Annotated in this window: 15 protein-coding genes and 1 tRNA gene; 11 read left to right on the top strand and 5 right to left on the bottom strand. The window is 66.8% G+C overall.

Annotated features, from left to right (window positions below):
• Window positions 1–22: 22 nt before the first annotated feature.
• Complete coding sequence (locus tag AB2U09_RS08460) at window positions 23–232, bottom strand: DUF7511 domain-containing protein (RefSeq protein ID WP_459192271.1); 210 nt, start codon at window positions 230–232, stop codon at window positions 23–25.
• Window positions 233–350: 118 nt separating this feature from the next.
• On the bottom strand, window positions 351–2870 hold the full coding sequence (locus AB2U09_RS08465) for an alpha-L-arabinofuranosidase family protein (RefSeq protein ID WP_459192272.1): 2520 nt from the start codon (window positions 2868–2870) through the stop codon (window positions 351–353).
• A 232-nt stretch (window positions 2871–3102) separates the two neighbouring features.
• Between AB2U09_RS08465 and cmk the strand changes: the two genes are divergently transcribed.
• From cmk to AB2U09_RS08490, 5 genes are all read left to right on the top strand, one after another.
• On the top strand, window positions 3103–3681 hold the full coding sequence (cmk, locus tag AB2U09_RS08470; RefSeq protein ID WP_459192273.1) for a (d)CMP kinase: 579 nt from the start codon (window positions 3103–3105) through the stop codon (window positions 3679–3681).
• Window positions 3681–4550: an RNA-guided pseudouridylation complex pseudouridine synthase subunit Cbf5 gene (locus AB2U09_RS08475; RefSeq protein WP_459192274.1), complete on the top strand. Its 870-nt coding sequence runs from the start codon at window positions 3681–3683 to the stop codon at window positions 4548–4550. The genes cmk and AB2U09_RS08475 overlap by 1 nt, the downstream gene beginning before the upstream one ends.
• A 50-nt stretch (window positions 4551–4600) precedes the next feature.
• Window positions 4601–4671, top strand: a tRNA-Pro gene (locus AB2U09_RS08480).
• Between the two features lie 647 nt (window positions 4672–5318).
• On the top strand, window positions 5319–5831 hold the full coding sequence (locus tag AB2U09_RS08485) for a type IV pilin domain-containing protein (RefSeq protein ID WP_459192275.1): 513 nt from the start codon (window positions 5319–5321) through the stop codon (window positions 5829–5831).
• 713 nt (window positions 5832–6544) lie between these two features.
• On the top strand, window positions 6545–9115 hold the full coding sequence (locus tag AB2U09_RS08490) for a hypothetical protein (protein WP_459192276.1): 2571 nt from the start codon (window positions 6545–6547) through the stop codon (window positions 9113–9115).
• Between the two features lie 130 nt (window positions 9116–9245).
• Here the strand turns inward: AB2U09_RS08490 and AB2U09_RS08495 are convergent, their stop codons facing one another.
• Window positions 9246–10175, bottom strand: a complete 930-nt coding sequence (locus tag AB2U09_RS08495; protein WP_459192277.1) for a metallophosphoesterase — start codon at window positions 10173–10175, stop codon at window positions 9246–9248.
• 133 nt (window positions 10176–10308) lie between these two features.
• Between AB2U09_RS08495 and uppS the strand changes: the two genes are divergently transcribed.
• Window positions 10309–11235: a polyprenyl diphosphate synthase gene (gene uppS, locus AB2U09_RS08500; protein ID WP_459192278.1), complete on the top strand. Its 927-nt coding sequence runs from the start codon at window positions 10309–10311 to the stop codon at window positions 11233–11235.
• A gap of 174 nt (window positions 11236–11409) precedes the next feature.
• A complete protein-coding gene (locus AB2U09_RS08505) occupies window positions 11410–11727 on the top strand; it encodes a hypothetical protein (protein WP_459192279.1) in 318 nt (105 codons plus the stop codon).
• Window positions 11728–11772: 45 nt separating this feature from the next.
• Here AB2U09_RS08505 and AB2U09_RS08510 read toward each other — a convergent pair whose 3' ends face one another.
• Complete coding sequence (locus AB2U09_RS08510) at window positions 11773–12930, bottom strand: mechanosensitive ion channel family protein (protein WP_459192280.1); 1158 nt, start codon at window positions 12928–12930, stop codon at window positions 11773–11775.
• Window positions 12931–13081: 151 nt separating this feature from the next.
• On the opposite strand from AB2U09_RS08510, the gene AB2U09_RS08515 reads away from it, so the two are divergent.
• From AB2U09_RS08515 to AB2U09_RS08525, 3 genes are all read left to right on the top strand, one after another.
• A complete protein-coding gene (locus AB2U09_RS08515; RefSeq protein WP_459192281.1) occupies window positions 13082–13654 on the top strand; it encodes a hypothetical protein in 573 nt (190 codons plus the stop codon).
• Between the two features lie 93 nt (window positions 13655–13747).
• Window positions 13748–14695 carry a DUF7983 family protein gene (locus tag AB2U09_RS08520; protein ID WP_459192282.1) on the top strand — a complete coding sequence of 316 codons (948 nt, stop codon included), beginning with the start codon at window positions 13748–13750 and terminating at the stop codon, window positions 14693–14695.
• A 3-nt stretch (window positions 14696–14698) separates the two neighbouring features.
• Window positions 14699–15349, top strand: a complete 651-nt coding sequence (locus AB2U09_RS08525) for a metallophosphoesterase family protein (RefSeq protein ID WP_459192283.1) — start codon at window positions 14699–14701, stop codon at window positions 15347–15349.
• 24 nt (window positions 15350–15373) lie between these two features.
• Here AB2U09_RS08525 and pdxS read toward each other — a convergent pair whose 3' ends face one another.
• The gene (gene pdxS, locus AB2U09_RS08530; protein WP_459192284.1) at window positions 15374–16282 is read right to left on the bottom strand and encodes a pyridoxal 5'-phosphate synthase lyase subunit PdxS; all 909 of its coding nucleotides are present in this window, start codon (window positions 16280–16282) and stop codon (window positions 15374–15376) included.
• Window positions 16283–16406: 124 nt separating this feature from the next.
• On the opposite strand from pdxS, the gene AB2U09_RS08535 reads away from it, so the two are divergent.
• Complete coding sequence (locus tag AB2U09_RS08535) at window positions 16407–18578, top strand: alpha-L-arabinofuranosidase family protein (protein ID WP_459192285.1); 2172 nt, start codon at window positions 16407–16409, stop codon at window positions 18576–18578.
• Window positions 18579–18670 lie beyond the last annotated feature (92 nt).

Consider the following 18670-nt stretch of genomic DNA (forward strand, 5'->3'; position numbering starts at 1 on the left):
CACTCGACGCCGTGGAGGGACGTTACCGCCGCTCGGCGAGACTGACGAACGAGCCTTCTCTGGCCGTGATCCACTGGGTGACGAGCTCCGTGTCGGACCCGTCGAGCGGGAAGATCGTACACTCGGCGGGGCCGTCCGAGGGATCGATGATTTCCGCCGTGAGCGTCGGCGCGTCGTCCGCGTCGACGGCCGGGAGCCGCTTCGATCCGTCTTCCGCTGGGGTGTGTTCCATGATTGGCCTCCGGGGAGCTACCGTCACCCGAACGTACGCGGACGCACCATATATGCCCAGCCGGGGCTTCCCAGCCCGTGAGAAGCCCCGAAAGCCGCCGGAAGCGATCGCCGTTCGTTCAACGACCGCGGCCGTTGCCCCTCTCTTCGTCGTCTCGGTCGTCGTCTCTCTCCTTTCCCCGACCCTCGTCTCGGCCCCCGTCTCTGTCTTTGCCTCGGCCCTTCCCGCGACCTGGCGAGCGATTGTTCTCGATCGGGATGTCCTCCTCGCCGTCGAGGCCGTGCCAGACGCCGTTGTCGCCGATGATGTCGGCTCGGCCGCGGTCGTTGTCGACGTACAGGCGGGCGATAGATGCCGGCCCGAGGTCGAGAGTCACCGTGCCGTCGCTGTCGACCTCTTCGACGGTGTGGACGACCGCGTGGTTCGTCGGTTCGTCCCACGAGGTGGGGAACTCGTGGGGCAGCGGGCGCTCCTCGCTGGCGGGTTCCAGTTTGACCACCTCGACGGGCCCGCGGGCGTATCGGTCGCCGAGTTCGACGGTGACCTCGCTCGAGGCGCGCAGGTTCCGGTTGGTCAGGAAGACGGCCAGTTCCTTGCCTCGCTTGTCCTGCATCGCCGCGGCGTCGACGTACGGGACGTCCGACATCGGGTTGATCCGCGGCCCCGTGTCGGGGAGGTCGCGGCTCGCGCCCGACGCACTGACGCCGACCGAGCGCCACTCGGCCCTGGCCTCGAAGACCGCCGAGTACAGTCCGGTCACCGAGCCGTCGGGCCGCAGCGGGTTCGGGTCCGGCGGGTTCTCGTTGGTCTTCACGGGCACCCACGTCTTCAGGGGAACCCACGTCTGGGCCGCCCAGTCGACGCTCTCCTCGCGGATGCAGGCGTTGAGGACGCCCGCTACGTAGGAGGCGCCCGGCATCGTCTCCGGCCCGGGATAGGGGGCTCCCTCCGCGACGGTCGGGAAGATGCCGATCTCGCTGAGATTGACGTAGAAGTCGTCGTAACCCGACTCCGCAGCCAGCTCGCCGAGTTCGCCGAGTTGCTCGCCGAGTTGGGTCGCGGCCATCACGAGCACCTCGTTGTAGTCCCAGTCGTCGGCGTCGTTCTCGCTCTTCCACGTCTCGACCTCGTCTGCACTGTCCAGCCCCCACTGGTAGCGGTGGACGTTCACGCCGTCGAGGGTCTCCAGCGATAGCTCCTCGAACAGCGTCTCGTTCCACGGCGTGTCGTTGTGCTCGGCTTCCGCGGGGTCCCAGCCGCTCGCGATCACGGTGATGTCGCCGTCGACCTCGCGCATCGCTTCGGAGTAGGCCTCGAAGCCGATCCGCTCGTCGGAACCGGTGGCGTACTCCGAGGGGTCCGGCGTGTGGCCGAACTGCCAGTCGCCCCAGACCTCGTTGCCCACGCCCCAGTGCTCGACGTCCCACGGCTCTTCGCGGCCGTGCTCCTCGCGCAGCGCGCCCATCTCGGTGTCGTCGTCGCCGTTGACGTACTCCACCCAGTCGGCGGCGTCCTCGGGGAGTATCTGCCGCTCCGCGGCCCACTCCGGCGGGTTGCCCCACCAGCCGACGGTGATCTCCGGGACCAGATCGGCGACCTCGCAGAGTTCGAGGTACTCGGCGGTACCGAGGAAGTTGGGCTGCATCCCCTGCCAGGCGTGGTTGAACCGCGGCGTGCGCTCCTCCAGCGGGCCGACGCCGTCGCGCCAGTTGTACTGGCTGGTGACGTTCCCGCCCGGCCACTTCAGCCACGTGCCGTTCTGGTCCTCCAGCAGTTCGACCGTCAGGGGGTTGAACTTCCCGTTAACCGCGTCGTCGGCCGCGAGTTCGACGAAGTCGATGTCGAAGTGACCCTCGCCCTCGGCCGTGAACTCGACGGCGTACTGGCCGCAGGGAGTCTGGATGTTCCCGGCCGTTCCGCCGGCGTACTCGTCGCCGCTGGCCTCGTCGAGTTCGAGGGTCGGTTCGTGTCGCTCCCACTCGTCGTCGACTTCAACCTCGGTCTCGGCGAGCACGTCGCCGTCGAGCGTGGTGATCGTCGCTGTCACGGCGTCGACGTCGCCGCGGACCGAAAATTCCAGATCGTACCCGAGCGTCCGGTAGTCGGGGAGGACGATTCGTTGTCTCAGACCACCGGTCGCGTCGGTGTCGTCGACGGAGATCCGCTCGTAGCCGACGGTGCCGTGGGGCGTCTCCCCGCCGGCGACGCGCTCCCCGTCGGTCCGGTGTTCGAAGCTCACGCCCGACCCGTCCACGGGTTCCCACGGGTACGGCAGCGTGTCGTGGCGTTCGACCTCGTAGAACGTGTCGATCTCGGCGCTGAACCAGTAGTCGGGGACCCGCCAGAACGTCGGGTTCATCACGTGGAGCGAGTACACCCCCGGATAGATCGTCGCGTCCCCGTAGTGTTCGTTCAGCCGCCCGAACAGCGTGTCGTGGACTTCCCCCGACCGCTCGTCGGTGTCGACCGTCACCGTGTTCTCGACGGACTCCTCCGACTGTGCTGTCGCAGTGGCGGTCCCCAGTCCCGTCACCGAACCGACGGCGAGCATCGACTGCGCGGCGAGGAACCGTCGCCGGGCCAGCCCACCCGGACTGTTGTCCGCTGTGCCACCTTCGCTCTCAGAATCACGCGTCATCGACAGGACGTAGAAATACACATTCTAAATAATTATCCCAAACATACATGACATCCGTTCGTGAAATGATTCGAACGGATGTCGTGTCGAACTGGGGGCTACCGAACGATCCTGTGTCGGTATTCTACGCACGTGCGATCGGCAGGCGGATCTGCATTGCTCGACGGTGTAGGCGGTCACATGGGAAACGGTCGTTCGTAACGTCTTTTTACCGACCGCCCGCACGTCAGGTATGTTGATAACCGTCTCCGGCCCCGCCGGGAGCGGCAAGACGACTTTCGCCGAGGCGCTCGCCGACGCGCTGGGGTACGACTACGTCAGCGGCGGCGACATCTTCCGGTCGCTAGCCGACGAACGCGGCCATTCGCTCGTCGAGTTCAACAAACTCGCCGAGGAGGACGACCAGGTCGACCGCGACCTCGACCGCCGCCTCCGGGAGATCGCGAGCGAACGCGACGACCTCGTCCTCGAATCCAGGCTGGCCGGCTGGATGGCCGGCGACCACGCCGACCTGAAGTTCTGGCTCGACGCGCCCTTCGAGGTGCGGATCGACCGTATCGCCGACCGCGAGGACAAGACCGTCGACACCGCCCAGCGGGAGACCGAAGAGCGCGCCGAGAGCGAGGCCAGACGCTACCGCGAGTACTACAACATCGACATCGAGGACCGCTCTATCTACGATCTCGTGATCAACACCTCGCGGTGGAGTCCGGAGACGGAAGTCGAGATCGCGCTCTCGGCGGTCGAGTCCTACGACCCGGCCGACGACGAGGGGAAAACGCCTGTCACCTCCGTCGAGTACGATTTCTGATGGCGCTTCGCGGCCCGCCCGACGACCGCTCGGTCGACGATCTCCTCGATTTCGGCGTCGTCAACCTCGACAAGCCGCCGGGTCCTTCGGCCCACCAGGTCGCCGCGTGGGTCCGCGACATGGTCGGCGTCGACCGCGCCGCCCACGCCGGAACCCTCGACCCGAAGGTGACCGGTTGTCTCCCCATGCTCCTGGGCGACGCCACGCGGATGGCCCAGGTCTTCGACGACAGCGTCAAGGAGTACGTCGCCGTTCTCGAACTTCACGGCCCCGCGCCCGCTGATTTCGAAGCGGTCCTCGCCGAGTTCGAGGGCGAAATCTACCAGAAACCCCCCAAGAAGAGCGCGGTCGTCCGGCGCCTGCGCTCGCGGGAGATCTACGACCTCGACGCGCTCGAAGTCGAAGACCGACAGGCCCTGTTGCGGGTCCGCTGCGAGAGCGGGACCTACATTCGAAAGCTCTGTCACGACCTCGGGCTGGCGCTCGGCACCGGCGCGCACATGGGCCACCTCCGCCGAACGGCGACCGGCCCGTTCGACGACACCGCCCTGTCGTCGCTGTACGACCTCGCCGACGCGCTCGCGTGGGCCGACGAGGGAGATAGCGACCCGCTGCGTGAGGTCGTCCAGCCGGCCGAACGCGCCCTCGTCTCCCTGTCGAGCGCGACCATCGCCGAGAGCGCCGCCCGCGAGGTGGCCGAGGGCGCGCCCGTCTACGCGCCCGGGCTGCTGGAGGTCGACGACGTGTTCCGCGGCGATCTGCTCGCGTGCTACACGCCCGACGGTGCTGCGGTCTGTCTGGGCACGCTCGCCGGCGATCCCGAGGCCGATGAGGGCGTGGTAATCGATCTCGAACGGGTGCTGGTCTGACGAGTCGAAAGCGAAGGGCTTAATCAGGGGAGGCACATCTGCCAATACGCGGGACCGTGGGGTAGCGGTATCCTCGGCGCATGGGGTGCGTCGGACCTGAGTTCGAATCTCGGCGGTCCCATCACATTTTCAACGGACCTCATCACGTAGAGGGTAGAACTCTCTGAATCTGCCGTTTCTCACTCCCGAAGTGATAGTCGATGAGTGGTACCGTCGAGTAGTCGAGCGGAGCGCGATGTCGAGGGACGACTGAGCGAAGCGGAAGATATCGGTCTTCTCTCCGATCAGGGCGGGACCCGAAATCGAGGGCAAAAGAAATCCAGCGATGGCGGACGCTGGCCCGGTCAAGGTACAGCCCATCGAGAGTGTCCCCATCTTCACAGTAGTGTAAGAGAAAACAACTCCCGGATTTACTCGGAACCTCACGGGAATCGACCGCACCATCGTGATGGTCGGAAACTATCGAGGCCACACGGGGTGCGAACGATGCAGACGGGGAGACGGGCTTGATCAACGATGACCGCCAGCCAGTCCGACCACTGCCACAGCCGGATACTCTCATCGAATCGTGCGATGGGACTGGTTTCAGTAACCCAATACGATTGCTGAGTTTCGGGTAATTCAGCGATATAAACTTTTAGACGGCCGTTCTACAACCTCTTGAACGCATAATCTCGCGATGAAATAGCCTGATAGGTCTCGCTGAAATGCTGTTGCCAGAAAACTACAGTCTCCCTTTATGGTAAGGGCCAGTAACTTGCGACTTGTATGCAAATCAAGAAACTGCTGCAGGAAGACGACGCAGTGTCGCCGGTCATCGGCGTGATCCTGATGGTCGCGATCACAGTCATCCTCGCGGCCGTCATCGCATCGTTCGTGCTCGGTATGGGGCCGGAGACAAACGCTGCTCCGACCGCAAGCTTTAGCACCGATTACGAAGTCGACTCTACAAATTCAGACTTCGGTCTACTGACTATCAGCCACGATAGTGGTGAAACGATTGAAGCAGGGAATCTATACGTCCGCGGGAGCGGGTTTTTCTCCGACTATTCACCTTCTACGAGTCCCAGCTTCAGTGACTCTGACCACGACATGGACTCGTCGGGTGCGTGGAGTGAAAGTGACGGGGACCAGAACAGCTACGTGTCTGCGTCCGGAGTGTCCTCTGGTAACAGGCTCGTCGTTGCTGTCAAAGGTGACTACGAGATCGATGTTGTGTACCAGTCGCCGGATGGTCAGACTTCATCGACGCTGAAGTCTGCAACCGGTCCTGACGCCTAATCAGCTTCACGGCTTTTCCGTTTTCCAGGCCTCGATAGCTGACAGTTCCTTCACTGTCGGAAGTCACTCGCTCCTGTAGTTCAATTTGTCGACGTTCCAGCAACAGACTCCGTCTCTCTCTATTGCAACTATAGACATTGTGCGTGGCCTGGTGCGTCCAAAGGTATGCACCCATATCTCACGAGTTCCCGCTACCAGCAGTCTTTTTCCACACTTGCCAGAACCCGTCGCCGAATTTAGTCTATGGAACCACCACATGAGCAGTACTGTGGCGTGATGGGGCACCCGCGCGACCGCGAAGGACGTCACAAGCCTACACCGGGACGTACCTGTGACATGCAACCCGACCGTGAGAAACTCTGCATGTAATTATCCAGTAAAGCCTCTCCGAATAACTATCTAGCACCTAAAAACAATCAATGAACATCCAAATTCAGGCCCGAAGATATCTCTACACGGAATTGTACCATTACTAGATATTATAATAGGTCCCAATTTTGCCCCCCTCAGATCTTCTGTAAATAGTGATCCGTCCCTAGAGTTAATCAACTAAATATAGCAATTACAGACTGTTTACAAGCAGTTTGTATCGGTACCTAACTCCACTCGTTCGCCGCTATCTGGTAACTACCTCGCTCGTATTCAGCATTTATTTACACCCAATAGCGGCGCACAGAAAAGTATATACGAGGAAAGTAGGATTGACTGTATTCATGGAGCAGGCAAAGTCGGCGGTCGCGATCTTCGTGGTGATGATCGCGGTCGGCGGCGCCTCGGCGGGGGTGGTCTCCACGGACGGGGACGGCCGCCCGCTGGCGACGGAACTCACATCGGACACGAACGCGTTCGCCGCGGACACCGACGGCGACGGACTGGACGACGGCGAAGAAGCGACACAGGGCACGGACCCGCTCACGTCGGACTCCGACGGTGACGGGATCGACGACGGGCACGAAGTACACCGCTACGGGACGAATCCCGGTTCGATCGACTCCGACGGGGACGGGCTCCCCGACGGGACCGAGATCGACGACCACGGGACCGATCCCGCGGTCGCGGACACGGACGACGACGGCCTCGACGACGGCGAGGAAGTCACCGATCACGACACCGACCCGACCGCGGCCGACTCGGACGGCGACGGGCTGGCCGACGGCGTCGAAGTGAACGAACTGAACTCGAACCCGGCCGCGGCCGACAGCGACGACGACGGGCTGACCGACGAACGGGAGCGCGAACTCGGGACCGACCCGGACAGCGGAGACTCGGACGACGACGGCCTCGACGACGTCGCCGAGGTCGACGAGTACGGGACCGACCCCGCGAGCGCGGACACCGATGGCGACGGCCTCGTGGACGGCGCGGAGGTCGACGCCGGCACCGACTCGACAGTGGGCGACTCCGACGGGGACGGTCTCGTCGATGGGACGGAAGCGAACGACCACGGGACCGACCCCCTCGCCGCCGACACCGACGATGACGGGATAGCCGACGCCGCAGAACTCGACGACTACGGCACCGACCCGGGCGAATCGGACTCCGACGGCGACGGACTGGCCGACGGCGCCGAGATCGACAGCTACGACACCGATCCGGCGGTCGGGGACTCGGACGACGACGGCCTCGCCGACGGCGTCGAAGTGAACGACCGCGAGACCGATCCGATGGCCGCCGACTCCGACGAGGACGGACTGGCCGACGGGACGGAAGTGAACGACCACGGGACCGACCCACTCGCCACTGACACCGATCAGGACGGCCTCGACGACAGGACGGAGGTCGACGCCGGCACCGACCCCGCGGAACCGGACACTGACGGCGACGGTCTCGCCGACGGCGCGGAGATGGACCAGTACGGAACCGATCCCGCCGACGCGAACACCGACGGGGACGGCCTCGACGACCGGCAGGAGATCGAGGAGTTGGACACCGACCCGCTCGACGCCGACACCGACGACGACGGTCTCGCAGACGGCGCGGAGATCGACGCCGGAACCGACCCCACGGTCGCAGACACAGACGAAGACGGACTCGCTGACGGCGCGGAAGTCGACGAGTACGGGACGGACCCGCTGGCGACCGACACCGACGAGGACGGCCTCGCCGACGGTGCAGAGGTCACCGAGTACGGCTCCGACCCCGCCAACGCGGACGTGGACGACGACGGGTTGGCCGACGGTGCCGAGGTCCGGAACGAGACGAACCTGACCGTGGCCGATACGGACGAGGACGGTCTCGCGGACGGGCCGGAAGTCACCGAGTACGGTTCCGACCCGACCGCGACCGACTCCGACGATGACGGTCTCGCGGACGGCGCGGAGGTTCACGAGCACGGCACCGACCCCGCAGCGCTCGATACGGACGGTGACGGACTCGACGACGAGTACGAGATCGGTGAACTCGAGACCGACCCGACGGCCGCGGACACGGACGACGACGGACTGGACGACAAGGCCGAGGCGGTCCAGTACGAAACGGACCCGACGGTCGCGGACTCCGACGACGACGGGCTAGCAGACGGTCGGGAGGTCGCGACGAACGCGGATCCGTTGGTCGCCGACACAGACGGTGATGGAGTCGGCGACGGCCCCGAAGTCAACCAGTACGGTTCCGACCCGACCGTGACCGACACCGACGGCGACGGGCTCTCGGACGCCGAGGAAGTCTCCGACGACCCGGCGATGGCGGAGGCCGACCCCGCGCGGTTCGACGTCTTCGTCGAACTCGACTACATGAGCGGACGGAAGCCGTCCGCGGAGGCGATCGACATGGTCGTCGAGGAGTACGCGAACGCGCCGGTCGACAACCCGGACGGTTCGCGGGGCATCTCGCTGCACGTCGACGTCGACGACGAGATCGCCCGCTCGCCGACGACGAACCTCACCGAGCGCAACGAGATCATGGCCGAGCACATGGACACCAACGGCAAGGGCTACCGGTACGGCGTCTTCGTCGTCGACCCGTACCTGAACGGCCGAGACGTCGCCGGCTTCTCGTCCATCCGGAACAGCAACGGCGCGATGGTCTGCAAGGCGCTCGACCCGCCGCTGTCCCAGGCGAACCACTTCATGCACGAACTCGGTCACTCCGTCGGCCTCGGCCACGGGACCTACGAGGGAGTCGACTCGAGGGAGGTCCCCTACGACGAGTATTCGAGCGTCATGAACTACAACAGCGGCCGCGAGGTGCTCGGCTACTCCGACGGCGACCCCTTCGACGACTGGGGGCACATCCGGGACAACGTCTACACGCCCTCGACTGACGCCATCGACACGAGCGACTGACGAACGGGCGAACGACTTCGACGGAAAATCCTCTTTTCGCGCGCTAACACGCTACGGCGGTAGCGTTATCGGTGAGCCCAGACCGGACCGAGCAGGGCATCGACTCGGCGCGGCGCAGCACAACGCAGGTTCAGGGAGAATCCGATTCGGGGATCTCGAACGGCGAGCGCTCGACGTCGCCGTCGTCGGTCCGTCGGACGGCCGCGAGTTCGTCGGGCGTTTCGACGAGGACGGCCTCCCCGCCGGGTTCCGCGTGGTTCGCGCGGATCACGTTTTCGCAGACGACGTTCCCTTCCCGGACGGGGCGGTCCTGCCGCGTGTGGCCGACGATCTGCGGCGGTGCGTTGCCGGGGAGAAACTGAAAGTCGAGCCACGCGATGCCGGCGCCCGGTCCGCGGCCGATCTCCCCGCCGAGTCCGAGGATCCGCCGATAGTCGTCGACGAGGCGCTGTTGCGTTTCGTCGTCCTCGGAAGCGCCGACGGTCTCGCGGAGTTCGAGCGCGGCGTCGACGAACTGGTCGTTGACGGCCGCGGCCTCGTAGTCGGCGACGTGGCCGGCGTGCGCGTAGGTGAAGTTGTAGCCCTGATAGGCCGCGACAACCTCGCCGCGTTCGACCGCGTTACAGAGTTGCCGTCGATCGGCGTCGGTCTGCTGGCCGGAGAACCACGCGCCCCAGCTGACGAGGTCGCGAAAGAGCACGCCCCACTCGTGGTTGCCGAGGGTCACGCGGACGTGGCCGGGTGGGGCTTCACGGGCGAGGCGTTCGACGAGGTCGATGACGCCCTCGTTGTCGGGGCCGCGGTCGACCAGATCGCCGTTGACGACGAGGACGGAGTCGTCGCCGTCGGCCCAGTGAAGTCGCCCCTCCTCGTCGGCCTCGACAAGCGGCTCGTAGTCCGGGTGGTCGCCGAGGGCAGTGAGCGCGCTGCGGGCGTCGTCGAGATAGCCGTGGATGTCGCTGATGCTGACTATCCGCGGGGAATCGGCGTCGAGTCCTGCCACCCCGTCCCTGGCGTCGGTCGGCACTGCGTCGCTGTCGCCGGCACTGAGATCTATCATGGCCACGCTGTCATCTGGGTTGAACGTTCGTCGAGTAGGACCGTCCGTATCAAAACCGCTTCGGGTCGCTCCGGGGACGGGGGGTCTACCAAGCACAACACTCATATCGCTGGCCTGAAAGAATATCAAACAGATGAAGCGAGTGCGGCAGTTGGCGTCCCGGGCTTACGAGCGACTGCTCGAATGGGAGCTTTCGGGGGCACCGAGCCACGTCGCGGTCATCCAGGACGGGAATCGCCGGTACGCGCGGAACCACGGCGACGATGCCACCGATGGCCACCGCGCCGGCGCCCAGACGACCGAGCAGGTCCTCGAGTGGTGCGAGGAAGTCGGCGTCGACGAGCTGACGCTGTACACGTTCTCCACGGAGAACTTCGACCGCCCCGACGAGCAGAACGAGGCGCTGTTCGACCTGATCTGCGAGAAGCTTCGGGAGTTCGCGGACGCCGACCGCGTCCACGACTCGGAGGTCCGCATCCGCGCCATCGGGGAGACCCAGCGCCTCCCCGACCGGGTTCGCGACGCGATCGACTACGCCGAGCGCCGCACGGCCGACTACGACGAACTCGACCTGAACATCGCCCTCGCGTACGGGGGTCGCGCCGAGTTGCTCTCGGCCGCGCGCGACGTCGCCCGCGAGGTCGGCGAGGGTGAACTCGACACCGAAGACATCGACGTCGCGACGGTCGAGGAGCGCCTCTACCGGGGACCGAGTCGTGACGTCGACCTGATCGTCCGTACCGGCGGCGACGAGCGGACGTCGAACTTCCTGCCGTGGCACGCCAACGGCAACGAAGCGGCCGTCTACTTCTGTACCCCCTACTGGCCGGAGTTCCGGAAGGTCGACTTCCTGCGGTCGATCCGGACCTACGAGCACCGCGAGGAGTCCTGGCGCAAGACCCGCGCCCGTCGCGCGCTGGCGCTCGTCAAAGCGCTGGGCGACGCCGAAGTGAGCGAGGCCCGCCGCGTCCTCCGGCGGTTCAAGGGCGCTCTCCCGAGCGCCGAGCGGGAAGCCCTCGAAGAGGAGACCGATGCCGAGTTCGAACGCCCCGCCGACTGAACGCGAGCGGTCCTCGGTACGTTCGCCGTTGTCCTTCGAATTCTCGCGACTGTCCCGCGACGCTGTTTCAGTTGCCTCCAATCGGCCAGTTCAGTCCGTTCACGTCCCGGGACCGTGCCAATTGCGGGCACGGGACGATACGTTTAAGTCGGGTGCGATGTGACATAGCGTATCATGGCACATTCCGGTTCCGACGCCGACGCGTTCGTGACGCGGGGGAGACGACCGCGGAGCGTCGCTCGGACGAGCCGTCGGCTGGGGCTGGCGTTGCTCGGCGCGGCCGGACCGGCGGTTCTGATGGCTTTCCTCGTCGCGGTGACGCGGGAGGGGACCGCCGGACCGGTGGCCTGGGTCGGCGAAGCGATGTCGACGCCGTTGCTGGGTGGTGAGGGGATCACGTGGGCGTTCCACGTCGCTGCGGTGACGGCGCTGGCCGGGATCTGGATCGTCGGCTTCGCGCTCGTCATCGAGGGATACTTCGGCGTCGAATAGGACGACGGATCGTTTTCCGGAAGCCGGCGGCGACCAGCGCGTGCGTCAGTCGTTCCTGCGGGGATCCGGTGCGCTGTCGGTGACGTCGTCGGTCGTCCCGTCGCCGTCACGAACGTGGAAGCCGCCCTGCTCGGCGCGACCGGTGAGTTCCCGCTGGGGGAAAGGAATCTTGATGCCCTCCTCCTCGAAGGCCGTCTTCACGGCCGAGATGACCGCGGAGACGGCCTTCCACTTGCGCGGCGGGGTCGGGTGGTCGATCCAGAAGCGCATCTCGAGGACGACCGACGAGTCGCCGAACTCCTTGGGGAAGACCTGCGGGGCCGGGGAGTCGACGACTTCGGGGAGGCCGGAGATGGCCTCAACGGCGACCTGCTGGGCGCGCTCGGGGTCGGCCCCGTAGTCGATGCCCACGTCGACGCGGATGCGCAGCAGGCCCTTCTGGCTGCGGTTGGTGATGGGGCGGTCGGCCACGCGGTCGTTGGGGATGATGACGAACTCGCCGTCGAAGTTCTCCAGCCGGGTGTTGAAGATGGTGATGTCGGTGACGATGCCCTCCTGGTCGCCGACCTGCACCCAGTCGCCGATGGTGAACGGGCGGGAGAACATGAGGACGAACCCGGCGATGAGCGACCCGAGCGTCTGGCGGGCGGCGAAGCCGACGACGATGCCGAGGAACCCGGCCCCGACGAGCAGCCCCTCGAGGTTCTGGCCCCACACGCTGAGGACGACGATACCGGCGAACCCGAACAGGACCAGCTGGGAGGTCCGGAGGACGATCTCCTCCTGGTGGTCGGTCATCCAGTCGGTCTGGCGACCGAGGTTCGCGACGGCGTCCGAGAGGAACCGCGTGCCCGCGTAGGCGGCGAAGGCGATCAGGATGCTCGCGACGACGCGCCCGAACATCTCGGCGGGGTCGTTCAGACTGTTGAGTCCCTCGTCGATGTACGCGCCGTGTCCCCAGAGGACGAGCAGCGACAGTCCCCCGCCGACGAGCAGCGAGAGCTGGATGGCGCGCAGGAGGGCACCGCTGACCGCCCACTGGAGCGCCGAATCGCGAGCCCTGACCGCGAGTCGCGGGAGGACGACCCAGCCGACGACGGCCAGTCCCGCGATGAGCAGGACCGTCACACCCAGTCGGTCCCCGAGCGTCTCGAATCCCGCGAGGAACGCACGGACCGACTCGACGGTCGTCGCCTGGAACATACCCTGTCCCAGTGAATCGAGCGGCTTGGGCGTTGTGTTTGTTCAGGCCGCGAGCGAACGGCTCACACGGCGCTCCGCAGCGGCCGAACAGGCCGGTGAACGCGCCTTCCCGGCGAGCCCGGGCGCCAAACCTACTTACGGACCCCGCCTGATGACGTCCTATGGGTGGCTGTCCGTGGGAGTGACAGGTCGGGTCGCACGACTCGCCAATCGGCCGCTCGGGGCGGGCGTGGCGTTCGCAGCGTCGGCGCTGCTGTACACGGTCGCGTACGTCCGGTTCGTCAGTCCGTACGGCCTCTTCGTCGTCTCGGCGTCAGTGCTGGTGGTCTCCGCGACGGTCGCGGCGTTCTGTGCCGGAGCGATCGTCTGGCGCTACCCGCTCTCGTGGACCGCCGAGCGCACGTACCGCGGGCACGCGCTGGCCGGATTCCTCGTCGGAGTCATGACGCTCGTGCTCGCGCCGCCGCTCGCCGTGCTCGGGATGATGTCTCCGCTCGTCACCAACTGGCCACCGGAGGTCTCGCTCATCACGCCACTTCTGATCGCGGGGACGCTGCTTTCGGCTGTCGCCTACGGCATGGTCGGGACGTTCATCGCCCTCGTCGTAACTGCGGGCACGCCAGTCGTCGTCACCACCCTCACCGGCCTCGGACTCGGGTATCTCCGGCGCCGATGCGACGGCCCCTTCGCGTCGACCGACGGCGATCGCGAGGCTGGGGCCTGAGCGCGGCACTGGCGGCCCGCCGACGGCGCGGCGACTCCAGGAGCGCGCCGTGGCCGGCAGCGCGCTTTTCCCCGCGAGACCCGAACTATCGATATGTCCTTCGACGCCCGATGGCGCCGGCTCCGCGAACGCTGCGACTCGCTGGAACCCGACGCGGTGCTGGTCACCCCCGGCGACGAGCGGGTGTTTTCGGTCGACCGGACCGACGACGAGGCGATCTTCGTCGCCGTCCGCGAGGGCGGCCAGCGCACCCTCCGACGAGAGCAGTTCGAGACGCTCGCAGACCGCGTCGAGACCGACCCGCTCGACCTCGACTCGCTCCCGCCCGGCGTCGGACCGTACGTGGCCGTGCTGTCGCTCGCACCCGGATTCGAGGTGGAGAGCGGCCAGTTCGAGGTGGCCGGCGAGGAGGGCGAAACCGGAACGGGCGCGGACGCCGAGTTCGACAGCCCGTTCGTCCGCTCGCGGTGGGACGTGCGCCGGCCGCCCGAGTCCGTCCACGACGACGCCCTGTTGCTCGCCGACTGGCTGGAGCGCCACGACGCGACTGACCTCGGCGGGCTCTCTTCGTCGGACGCGATCGACCTGTACGTCCTCCTCTCGGACGTCCAGCGCGGCGCCGACGACCTCCGGCGGGACGTCGGCGACGAACTCCTCGACTACGTCGGTCCCGAGGGACGCATCAGCGGCCAGTTCGGCACCGTGAGTCGCACGCACCGCAAGCGACGCCGGCTGAAGGACGAGGAAGAGATCTTCGACCACCTCGACGAGGCGGACGTCCCACGAGAGTGGGTGCTCGGCGTCGATCCCGACAAGCTCGACGTGGTCGTCGCCACCACGGAGATCGACGAGGAGGACGTCTACGACGTCCACGATCAGTACTACGTCCAGAAGACCGGCGTCGACTCCGCGGAGAAGCGCACCCGCCTGCGCGGGCTTCGCGACCGGCTGGAGGAACTCGACGACGACGAGGCCGACGAACTCCGCGAGGAGATCGACCACCTCGAGGGGCGCATCGACGACCTGCTCGCCGCGGGGTAATCGATGCTCGTTCTCGGCGACGCCCACGCTTCGGATCCCGACAACCTCCAGCAGTTGCTCGCGGCCTACGAGCGCGCCGACGCCGACCGAGCGCTCCACGTCGGCGACCTCGAACACTACGACCTGCCCGTCCCGACGTGGTTCGTCGCGGGCAACAACGAGGACTTCGACGTGATCGATCGGTTGCGCGGCACCGACCCGCCGGCGGACGCGCGCAACGTCCACCTGCTCGCCAGTCGGCTCGCCGAAGTTTGCGAGTTGACCGTCCTCGGTCTCTCCGGCAACTACGCGCCGACGAGGTACGACTTCGACCGGTCGGAACTCGCCGGCGACCGTCGACGCCACTTCACCCGCGGCGAAGTCGAGCGCGCGATGGAGGTCGGACGCGGCGCGGACGTAGATGTACTGCTCACCCACGAGGCGCCCCACGGCCTCATCAGCTACGGCTACGACCCGGGCAGTGACCCGATCGACGAACTGATCGAGACCGTCGAGCCGTCGCTGTGTCTCGTGGGTCACCACCACCGCCACGCCGAGGCGGCCGTCGGGGAGAGCCGCGTCGTCTCACTGGCGCCGGTCTGGGAGTCATATTACGCCCTCGACCCGGCGACGCTGGCGCTGGAGCGGTTCGAAACGCCGAATGGCGAAGAGTAAGTAAGACCGAGAATATCGACCCGCTCAGACGCCGCGGCCCTGCATCTTCTCTTCCTCGGGCAGGTCGGCGTTGGCGTCGCCCTGCATGCCCTTGCCGATGTTCGAGGAGATTTCGGTGAGCTTCTCGGGGTCGTCCCAGTTGTTGACGGCCTCGACGATTGCGCGGCCCATCGCCTCGGGGTCCTCCGCGCCGAAGATTCCGGAGCCGACGAAGATGCCGTCGCAGCCGTGGTGCATCATCAGCGCCGCGTCGGCCGGCGTCGCGATGCCGCCGGCGGCGAAGTTGACGACCGGCAGTCGGCCCATCTCTGCGGTCTCGTGGACGAGTTCGGCCGGCGCCTCGTGCTCGCGGGCCCACTTCTCGCGTTCCTCGTGGGTCGCTCCCTCGAGCTCGCGGATGGCGCCCTTGATGTTGCGCTGGTGGTGGACGGCCTGGTTCACGTCGCCGGTGCCGGCCTCGCCCTTCGTGCGGATCATCGCCGCGCCCTCGTCGATGCGGCGGAGGGCCTCGCCGAGGTTGCGCGCGCCGCAGACGAACGGGGCGGTGAAGTCGCGCTTGTCGATGTGGTAGCGGTCGTCGGCGGGCGTCAGGACCTCGCTCTCGTCGATCATGTCCGCGCCCGTGGCCTCGAGGATCTGGGCCTCCTTCGTGTGGCCGATGCGGGCCTTGCCCATCACCGGGATGGAGACTTCGTCGATGACCTCGCGGAGCGAGGCGGGGTCGGCCATCCGGGCGACGCCGCCGCGCTTGCGGATGTCGGCCGGGACGGCTTCGAGGTTCATCACCGCGACGGCGCCCACGTCCTCGGCGATGCGGGCCTGCTCGCGGTTCACGACGTCCATGATGACGCCGCCCTTCTGCATCTTCGCGAACCCGCGCTTGACGAGGTCGGTCCCGCGGCGGAGTTCCTCAAGATCCGTTTCGTCGGTCATACCCTCGACTTGGCTGCGGAATCACTTAACGAGTATCGTTCGCCGCCGATAGCGGTCGGCGCGTGCTGGCACCGCCGCGCCCCGTGTGTTAACACTCTTGGTCCGGTCGGTCGTTTGCCGGAGCATGACGGACACGCAGTCGACGGACGGGCCGTTCGCGGCCGAGGTGACGGTCGACGCCGACGACCGGAGCGCCTGGTCGGTCTCCCCGCGGATCTTCGGGGCCTACGTCGAACATTACGGCCGCGAGATCTACCCCGGTATCTACGCCGAACACGCGACGAACAACTCCTTCGAGCCGTGGTGCTTCGACCGGAAGACCGCCGAGCGGAGCCGCCTCGCCTACGACGAGGACGACCTGCCCGAACACGAGGGCATCGCCTACCCGTGGCAACCAATCGGCGACGCCGACTACGAGATGCCTACTGGCGGCGTCCACGGTGGCGACGACGCCCATTTCCAGCGAATCACCGTCTCCGGAGGCGCTGGGGACGACGGCGCCGCAGGCGGCGTCTCCCAGCGCGTCCCCCTGCCGGACTACCGCACAGCCGAGTACGACCTCTCGGTCTCGGTCCGCGGCGAGGGCGTCGACGTCGTCGAGGCGCGACTGACCGACTTCGACGGCGAGGTGCTCACATCCGAGTCGATTCCGGTCACCGGCGAGTGGGTCCGCCACGAGGACCTCCGGCTGGAACTCGCCGGCGAGAGCGACGCTCGCTACCCCGCCGAGGGGTCCGAGGGCAACTTCCGCGACAACTCCGCCCCGCACGGCGAGTACCGGCTCCAGTTCGTCGCCGAGGGGGACGGCCACGTCGACCTCGACTGGGTGATGCTCGTGTCCGGCGACGCCGTCGACGGCAAGTTCAATCCCGAGATGCTGGAGCGGATGGAGGAGTTGGAAATCGAGTCGATCAAGTGGCCGGGCGGGAACTTCGCGAGCCACTACCGCTGGCGCGAGGGCGTCGGTCCGCTCGAAGACCGGCCCGTCAGCGAGGCGCCCGGCTGGAGCGGCCTCGAACCGAACTTCCTCGGGACGGCCGAGTACATCGAACTCTGCCGGAAGCTCGACGTCGAGCCGATGATCACGGTCGGCTGGTGGGAGGATATCGGCCCCCAGGAGGCCGCCGACTGGGTGGAGTACTGCAACGGCGACCCCGAGGAAACGGAGATGGGCGCGCTTCGGGCCGAACACGGCTACGAGGAGCCGTTCGACGTGCAGTACTGGGAGGTTGGCAACGAGGTCTGGGGCGACTGGCAGTTCGGCCACACCTCCGACCCGTGGGAGTTCGCCCGCGGGTCCGACGAGCGAGTGGGTGCCGACGCCTACTACGACGCGATGACCGCCGTCGACCCCGAAATTACGGTGTTCGCGGATCTGCTCGACCCCGGATACACGCGCTTCGAGGCGGACGCCGACGAGTGGGCCGAGGCGCTGTTCACCGAAGTCGGTGATCGCATCGACGGCGTCGACACCCATCACTACAACTTCGGCATCCGCCGGAGTGACGACGACAGTCCCGAGGAGTGGGTCGAGGAGCACGACGCCGAGCGGCTGGATTACCTCGAGACGCTGGTCGCCTACCCGACGCAGTACGAGGAGGAACTGGCCGGCCTCGCCGAGGACGCAGCGGCCCACGGCGTCGACCCGTTCGTCATCAACGTCGGTGAGTGGGGCCTGTACGTCCACGTCGGCGAGGACTGGCCCGACGTCGGGATGGGGACGACCGCGAACGCCGCCTACACCTCGGGGATGTTCGGCGCGTTCGTCCGCCAGGGCGGCGCCGTCCGCCGCGCCTCCCACACCCACATGCCGATCAAGCAGTTCCCCGACACCGGCGGGACGAACGCCACACCGCTTGCCCCCGTCGCGCAGGTCCAGCAACTGTACGCCGAAGTCCTCGCCGACGGCCGGTCGTGGCACGCCCTCGGCGTCGACGTCGGCGGCCCGACGCGGACGCTCCCCGAACTGGGCACCCGGATCCAGCGGATGGAAGGGGTCCCGTACGTGGACGCGACAGCCGTCGTCGACGACGCCGACGAGGAACTGGTGGTCTTCCTGACGAACCGCAACCTCTCCCACGAGGGGACCGTGACCGCCGACCTCGGCGCCGACGCGGCCGGCCGATCGGTCACTGTCGAGGTGCTCGAACCGACCGGAGGCCCCCACGACAGCCAGGAATCCCGGACCGAGCCCGACGCCTATCGGATCGACCGCTCGTCCGAAACCGTGAGCGACGACGGGACGGTCGAAGTCGGCCTCGCTCCTTCGGCCGTGGCGCGGCTGCGAATCGACTGACTCCACGGGGCCGCCGCGACGGATCGGCGGACCGCCGGTCGGGCAGCGCTCGGCCGAGCGCCGGCTGGATCACTACCGTTTTTGCCGGCGGC

This window comes from Halosimplex yunnanense, from assembly GCF_054504345.1.

Excerpts from the sequence above, each read along its gene's own strand:
- AB2U09_RS08460 (WP_459192271.1), bottom strand. The coding sequence starts at position 232 with ATGGAACACACCCCAGCGGAAGACGGATCGAAGCGGCTCCCGGCCGTC.
- AB2U09_RS08465 (WP_459192272.1), bottom strand. The coding sequence starts at position 2,870 with ATGACGCGTGATTCTGAGAGCGAAGGTGGCACAGCGGACAACAGTCCG.
- cmk (WP_459192273.1), top strand. The coding sequence starts at position 3,103 with ATGTTGATAACCGTCTCCGGCCCCGCCGGGAGCGGCAAGACGACTTTC.
- AB2U09_RS08475 (WP_459192274.1), top strand. The coding sequence starts at position 3,681 with ATGGCGCTTCGCGGCCCGCCCGACGACCGCTCGGTCGACGATCTCCTC.
- AB2U09_RS08485 (WP_459192275.1), top strand. The coding sequence starts at position 5,319 with ATGCAAATCAAGAAACTGCTGCAGGAAGACGACGCAGTGTCGCCGGTC.
- AB2U09_RS08490 (WP_459192276.1), top strand. The coding sequence starts at position 6,545 with ATGGAGCAGGCAAAGTCGGCGGTCGCGATCTTCGTGGTGATGATCGCG.
- AB2U09_RS08495 (WP_459192277.1), bottom strand. The coding sequence starts at position 10,175 with ATGATAGATCTCAGTGCCGGCGACAGCGACGCAGTGCCGACCGACGCC.
- uppS (WP_459192278.1), top strand. The coding sequence starts at position 10,309 with ATGAAGCGAGTGCGGCAGTTGGCGTCCCGGGCTTACGAGCGACTGCTC.
- AB2U09_RS08505 (WP_459192279.1), top strand. The coding sequence starts at position 11,410 with ATGGCACATTCCGGTTCCGACGCCGACGCGTTCGTGACGCGGGGGAGA.
- AB2U09_RS08510 (WP_459192280.1), bottom strand. The coding sequence starts at position 12,930 with ATGTTCCAGGCGACGACCGTCGAGTCGGTCCGTGCGTTCCTCGCGGGA.
- AB2U09_RS08515 (WP_459192281.1), top strand. The coding sequence starts at position 13,082 with ATGACGTCCTATGGGTGGCTGTCCGTGGGAGTGACAGGTCGGGTCGCA.
- AB2U09_RS08520 (WP_459192282.1), top strand. The coding sequence starts at position 13,748 with ATGTCCTTCGACGCCCGATGGCGCCGGCTCCGCGAACGCTGCGACTCG.
- AB2U09_RS08525 (WP_459192283.1), top strand. The coding sequence starts at position 14,699 with ATGCTCGTTCTCGGCGACGCCCACGCTTCGGATCCCGACAACCTCCAG.
- pdxS (WP_459192284.1), bottom strand. The coding sequence starts at position 16,282 with ATGACCGACGAAACGGATCTTGAGGAACTCCGCCGCGGGACCGACCTC.
- AB2U09_RS08535 (WP_459192285.1), top strand. The coding sequence starts at position 16,407 with ATGACGGACACGCAGTCGACGGACGGGCCGTTCGCGGCCGAGGTGACG.